Annotated in this window: 3 protein-coding genes; all 3 read right to left on the bottom strand. The window is 71.3% G+C overall.

Annotated elements, in window-relative coordinates:
- Window positions 1-3848 (bottom strand): type I polyketide synthase (locus Manayef4_RS13975; protein ID WP_217494119.1); only part of this gene is annotated, 3848 nt, incomplete at its 3' end.
- A 471-nt stretch (window positions 3849-4319) separates the two neighbouring features.
- Entirely contained in the window at window positions 4320-4976 is a 657-nt protein-coding gene (locus tag Manayef4_RS13970; RefSeq protein ID WP_011437320.1) for an SGNH/GDSL hydrolase family protein, read from the bottom strand.
- Window positions 4976-6184 carry an NAD(P)/FAD-dependent oxidoreductase gene (locus Manayef4_RS13965; RefSeq protein WP_070131888.1) on the bottom strand — a complete coding sequence of 403 codons (1209 nt, stop codon included), beginning with the start codon at window positions 6182-6184 and terminating at the stop codon, window positions 4976-4978. Before Manayef4_RS13965 ends, Manayef4_RS13970 begins: the two co-directional genes overlap by 1 nt.
- Between the last annotated feature and the right edge of the window lie 44 nt (window positions 6185-6228).

Raw genomic sequence — 6228 nt, 5'->3', positions numbered from 1 at the left:
AACGCCATCGACGGCTCCAGCACATCCACCGGATAACCCGTCTTCTCCGCCACCACCTCCGCCACCGCCGACTCAATAACCGACACGTCGACGCCCGCCGGCGGCTCGGCCGTCGCCGGCTGGGCAATCCCAGCGGTGGCCGGCTGCGACCCCACGGTCGCCGGGGCCGCGGATGGGACGGTCACCGGAGGCACGGATGGGACGGATGGGACGGATGGGACGGTCACCGGAGGCACGGGCGGGGCAGCCGCGATCGCACCCGCCGGACGCCCGTTACTGTTCCCGGTGCTGGGGATCGGAAGCGGGACGGCCGGCAGCCCGGGCGCCGGGATTCCCGGCGTACGCAGATCGCCCGCCGTTCCCCGTCCGTACAGGTCCGTCGGTTCCGTACCGGTGGTGAGCGCGCCGCCCGGCGCCCCGCCGGCCGCGAGCCCGCCGGCGCCGTGGCCGCCGACGCCGTGGCCGCCGACGCCGTTGCCGTACTCCAGGTCGGTCAGGGACGCCAGGATCTCGTTGACCCGGATATGGGCCTCACCCACGGCCAGGCTCTGCCGGGTCACAGCGTCGGCAGCGGCCCGGATCTCCTGACCCGCCCCATTGTCCGCGGGGGCCGCGCGAAGGACCTGCACGAGGCCCTCGGCGACCCGGAGCTGGGTGTCGAGGAACTGGGAGTGCAGGGCCAGATGGTCGCGGGCGACCTCGCTGATGCCGGCGACCTCACCGGCGCTCGGGGCCGGGGCCGCCAGGGTGGCTGCCGCCGGAGCAGGCGCTACCGGAGCAGGCGCTACCGGAGCGATGGCCGTCGGGACGGGTACCGCCCGGGTGGGCGCCGGTGCCGGCTGGGTGGGTACTGGCCGGGTGGGCGCCGGTGCCGGCTGGGTGGGTACTGGCCGGGTGGGCGCCGGTGCCGCTTCGGGGACGCGCCGCTCGGTGGCGGTCGGGACGTTTTCGAGCGCCGCGGCGGCCGACTCCCGCGGCCGGACGGCCGCGGCGGCCGCGAGCGTGACCAGCGCGTCGGCGTAGGCGCGACGGCGAGGCTCCGAGACGTAGTCCGCCCCGGTCAGCGCAACCGTCATCCCGGTCGGCTGCACCTGCTGCGGCAGCGGGGCCGTATAGCGGTTGAGCCCGCTGAGCTCGACGCCGAGCACCGCGAGGCGCACGGCCGCGGTCATCAGAGCCACCGCGCCGTCGCCGTCGCGACCGGCGTCGGTGGGGATCGCCACGACATCGTCGCCGAGGGTGCGCCGGACCAGACCGGTCAGCACCTGGCTCGGCCCGATCTCGACAACCACCGTCGCGCCGTCCGCGTGCAGGGCCTGCAGCCCGGCGACGAACTCGACGGGGTTGCCCAGCTGCCGGGTGAGGACCCGGCGGTTCTCGGCGGGGTCGTCGCCGTACCGGGCGCCGGCGGTGTTGGCGTGCACCGGCACGGCCGGCGATCCGATTTCGGTGACGTCCACCGCGGCGGCGAAGTCGTCCACCGCGTGCCCGACGAGCGAGGTGTGGAACGCCGCGGCCACGGAGATGCGCCGGGCGTCGAGCCCGTTCGCGGTGGCGGCGGTGACGAACTCCTCGACGGCGGGCGTCGGACCACCAACGACGACCTGGTCGGGGGCGTTGTGGTTACACACGACCACGTCCGGGTGCGCGGTCAGCAGCTCGGCGACCGCGTCGCGGTCGGCGCGGACGGCGGCCATGGTGCCGGGGTCGAAGCCGGGTTCGTCCGGCGGGGCCATGGCCTGGCCGCGACGCCGGGCGAGCCGGAAGAAGTCGGCGTCGGCGAGGGAACCGGCGGCCCACAGGGCGGTCAGCTCCCCGAAGCTGTGGCCGAGCAGGCTCACCGGGCGCAGTCCCAGCTCCCGCAGGAACCGGAACTGGCCGACGGAGAGCGCACCGATCGCGGGCTGCGCGTACTCGGTGCGCGTCAGGTTCATCTCGTGGTCGGCACGGTCGCCCGGATCGAAGCTCGGCGGCGGGAACACCGCACGGGCGAGCGTGAGCTCGGCCCCGGCGAAGGTGGCGTTCGCCGCGTCGAAGGCCTCCCGCACCGGCGGGATCTCGACGGCGGCGGTGAGCCCCATGTCGACGTACTGGCTGCCCTGGCCGGCGAAGACGACGCCGACGCGGGGCTGCTCGGCCGCCTGCCGGCGGTAGTGCACCCCGGCGGGATGCGACCATTCGGCGGCGTCGGCTCGCGCCGCGAGCTGCTCGATCGCGATCGCGCGCAGGCGCTCCGCCTCGGCGCCGGTGCGCGCGACGAACCCGACCCGCGCGGCGCTGCCCGGGATGCCCGTGTCACCGTTCGGTTCGGCCTGTCCGCGCACCAGGTCGAGGAGCTCCGCGGGCGTCGCGGCATGCCACAGGTGGGCGCGGACGGCACGGTGCGTCGCCCGGGCGGCACGCTTATCGGCGTCCGGGCGTGCCGTGTCGGGGGTCTCCTCCAGGACGACGTGGAAGTTGGTACCGCCGAACCCCATGGCGGAGGCGGCCGCCCGGCGCCGCCCCACGTCCGGGTCGAGCACCCAGGGCCGGGTGCGGGTGCTGAGGTAGAAGGGCGAGCCCTCCTGGGCGAGCGCCGGATTCGGTTCGCGGACGTTGATCGTGGGCGGCAGCACCCGGTTGTACAGCGACAGCGACAGCTTGATCAGGCTGGCCGCGCCGGCAGCGCCCTTGGTGTGCCCGATCTGCGACTTCACACTGCCGATCGCCGCCCGGCCCGGGCGTGCCCCGGCCTCGGCCAGGACGGCCCCGAGCGCGGACAGCTCGGTGGCGTCACCGACGGCGGTACCGGTGGCGTGCGCCTCGAACAGCTCGACGGACGCCGGGCTCACCCCGGCGTCCGCGTAGGCCCGGCGCAGCGCGCGGACCTGGCCCTCCGCGCGCGGCGCGTAGACGCTCTTGAACCGACCGTCGCTGGACGACCCGAGACCCCGGATGACCGCGTAGATCCGGTCCCCGTCGCGCTCGGCGTCGGCCAGCCGCTTGAGCGCCAGCATCCCGATGCCCTCGCCGACCAGGGTGCCGTCGGCGCCGGCGGCGAACGGCTGGATGCGGTCGGACTTGGACAGCGCCTGCGTCTTCGAGAAGCACATGTAACTGAAGATCGAGTTCTCGGTGTCACAACCACCGGTGATCATGAGATCGGCACGGTGGTCGATGAGTTCGGCGATGGCCCCGCGGAYGGCCGTGAGCCCACTCGCGCACGCGGAGTCGACCGTGTAGTTCGTGCCTCCGAGGTCGAGCCGGTTGGTGATCCGGCCGGAGACGACGTTGCCGAGCAGCCCGGGGAACGAGTTCTCCTCCCACGGCGGGAACGCGAGCGAGAAGGCCTCCGAGACCGCGGCGGTTTCGGCCTCGTCGAGTCCCGCGGCGCGCACGACCTCGCGCAGGACCGGCGTCTCCAGCCGGGCCGCCAGCGGGTGGGCCATCGTGGTGGGGCCGGCCATGCCCAGGATGACCCCGGTGCGCTCGGAGTCGTACCACGCCGATCCCGGTGCGCCCGCGTCGACGAGCACATCCCGCGCGACGATCAGACTGAGCAGCTGCACGACCGCGGTCACGTCCAGCAGGTTKGGCGGAAAGCCGAACTCCACCGGGCTGAACGCGACCTCGGGGAGGAAGCCGCCCCGGCGCGCGTAGGTACGGTCGGRCACCGTCGCATCCGGGTCGTAGTAGTCCTCCGGGCGCCRGTGCGTCGACGGCACCTCGGTGACGCAGTCGACGGCGTCGATGACGTTGCTCCAGTACTCCCGCACGTCGCGCGCCATCGGGAACAGTCCGGCGAGCCCGACGATCGCGATCGGGTTGTTCGCGAGTCGTCGGTCGTCAGGGCGGTYGGACTCGTCCACGTGCTTCTCCCCTTTACTGGCCGGCAGGTCACCACCGCGTGCGGCGGGACCCTGATATGTCGGGCGTGGTGCCCTAATATGTCGGGCGTGATGTATCCGGCGGAGGTATTCAGGTGTGAGGTATTGGGAACCGGTTCACCGGAGCGGACCGGCCGGTCCGCCGGAGAGCCAGACGGCCGGCGGGTTGTTCCGGAACAACGTTGTCCCGGAACAACGTTGTTCCGAAGCACTGCCGCAGGTCTTCGTGGCCGTGACAGCGAACCGCGAGGCCTGGCGACAGTTTACTCGTATCCGATCCGCGCGGGCATCCTGGAACCAGTGTCATCGACGTCCTGTTGTTCCGCAAGAACAACCTGCCGAACACTCGATCGGCCGAGGCAATCGCCGCGACGGTGYGTCGTGAGATGCTTCACTCCCGATCCACTCGACGTCGGGTCAGAATACGTCGAGAGGCCGGTCAACCGAACAGGGTCAGGATGGAACCGGAACCGGAATCCGGGGAGCCGGGCGCGACAGGACTTCGCGCACCAGATCCGCAAGGAGACTGGCGACGAATTCGTATCCGGCCGCGTTGGGATGATAGTCCCCGGGGTTCCACAGTTGAGAGTCGTGGGCGCGGTCGACGTGATCGAAATCGACGAGGAGAATTCCGTGGTTCGCCGCGGTCGAGCGGACATGGTCGTTCGCCCGCTCGATCCTGGAGCGGAGTACGTCCAGGATCGCCGGCGGCGCCGAGAGCCTGGTGGTGAGGTCCGGAAAGGTGAAGGTGAACGCGGTGGTTCCCGGGACCGCGAGAGTCGCGACTAGGTGGGTGAAGTTTTTTTCGAACCTGTCCTGCGAGTAGTCCGCGAGCAGGTCGTTGCTGCCCGCGGCGATCCCGACGAGGGCCGCCGGGGCGGAGGCGGCGACGTCGAGCTGCGTGTCGATGACATCCTGCGTCGTCGCGCCGTTCCGCCCCAGGTTGAGAACGCGACTGCGCGGAATACCCAGAGCCGCGGCCATTCTGGGCGCCCAGCCGATCCAGGCGCCGTCGGGAGCCGGGTCACCGCGGCCCTCGGCGAAGCTGTCGCCGACCACGGTGAGCATCGGCGACGGCGTCGGACCGCCGATGATCGGTCGACTGTCCATTACACGGCCGCCGCGGCCAACATGATGGACTCGACGTTCTCCGGCGCGAGAAAGACCGACGACGGCACGACACCCGCGATCATTCCGAAGAACTGCGCCCGCGCCGTCTCGTTGTTCGGCAAGGCCCGCCACAGCGCCACGAGGTGCGGCGGGAAGTTCAGCTCGCCCAGCGTCGTGGTGAAATTGAACGCACCGGCCGATTCCTCGTCGCGCAACCGCTGATACTCGGCGAGGGCCTCGTCCATGGGCCGGTCGCCACGCAGCGCCTGGTCCACGTGCTCGGTCAACAGGTCCGCGCAGCGGAAGGCGTCGGTGATGCCCAGACCGGTCACCGGGTCCTTGTGGTAACCAGCGTCTCCGGTCAGCGCCCAACCCGGACCATAGGACGTGCGGTAGTAGTTGTCCGGATAACGGATTCCGTAGTAACGGTCCTCCTGGACGCCATGGCTGTCGAGATCCTCGGCGAGCTCGGGCGCGACGCTGCGGAAGGTCCGGCGCAGGCTCCCGTCGATATCGGCGCGGAACTCCTCGAAATCCTCGAGGTTGCGCATCGCGGTGACGAGGGTGAGCCCGTCATGGGTGGGCCAGCCGGCGCACTGCTCGTGGTCACCGAACCGGCTGTGGAACTGCCAGTCCAGCCCACTGAAATAGGAGTAGTAGATGAAGCTGGCCGCCGGCACGACCTTGTAGAAGTCGGCTCCCACCAGGTCGGCCACGACGGAGTTGCGGCCGTCGGCGCCCACGACGAGAGTGGCCCGCTCCTCGACKACGGCTCCCGTGGCGTCCCGGCCCACGATCCCCGCGACCGTGCCGTCGTCGTGACGGATCAGATCTCGGACCGAGAAGCCCTCCCGGACTTCGACACCCGCCGCGACCGCGCCGTCGAGCAGGAGCTTGTCCAGCACGATGCGGCGCGGCGCCATCGAGAACRCCAGCCCGTCGACCGGATCGGCGAACCCGCGGATGACCACACCGAGGTGGGACACCGTCATGTCGGTGATCGGCCGGCAGTTGGTCGCCGTGAGTGCGTCGAGCAGCCCCCACTCCCGCAGACGGAGCAGTGCGGCCTGCTGAAGATAGTGGGTGGAGATCGTGTCGCTGGGAAAGGACACGCGGTCGACGAGCAGCACCCGGTGACCGCGCCGGGCAAGCAACATCGCCACAGGTGAGCCGGCGCAGCGCGCTCCCACGACAATCACGTCGTACATGGTCGGAGACTCCCTGAAGTATGCCGGTCAACCGATCGTTACAC

The organism is Frankia sp. CgMI4, from assembly GCF_001756285.1.
Lineage (GTDB): Bacteria > Actinomycetota > Actinomycetes > Frankiales > Frankiaceae > Frankia > Frankia casuarinae.
The sequence above is the reverse complement of the archived record's forward strand: the minus strand, read 5'-3'. Positions and strand labels throughout refer to the sequence as shown.

Excerpts from the sequence above, each read along its gene's own strand:
- Manayef4_RS13970 (WP_011437320.1), bottom strand. The coding sequence starts at position 4,976 with ATGGACAGTCGACCGATCATCGGCGGTCCGACGCCGTCGCCGATGCTC.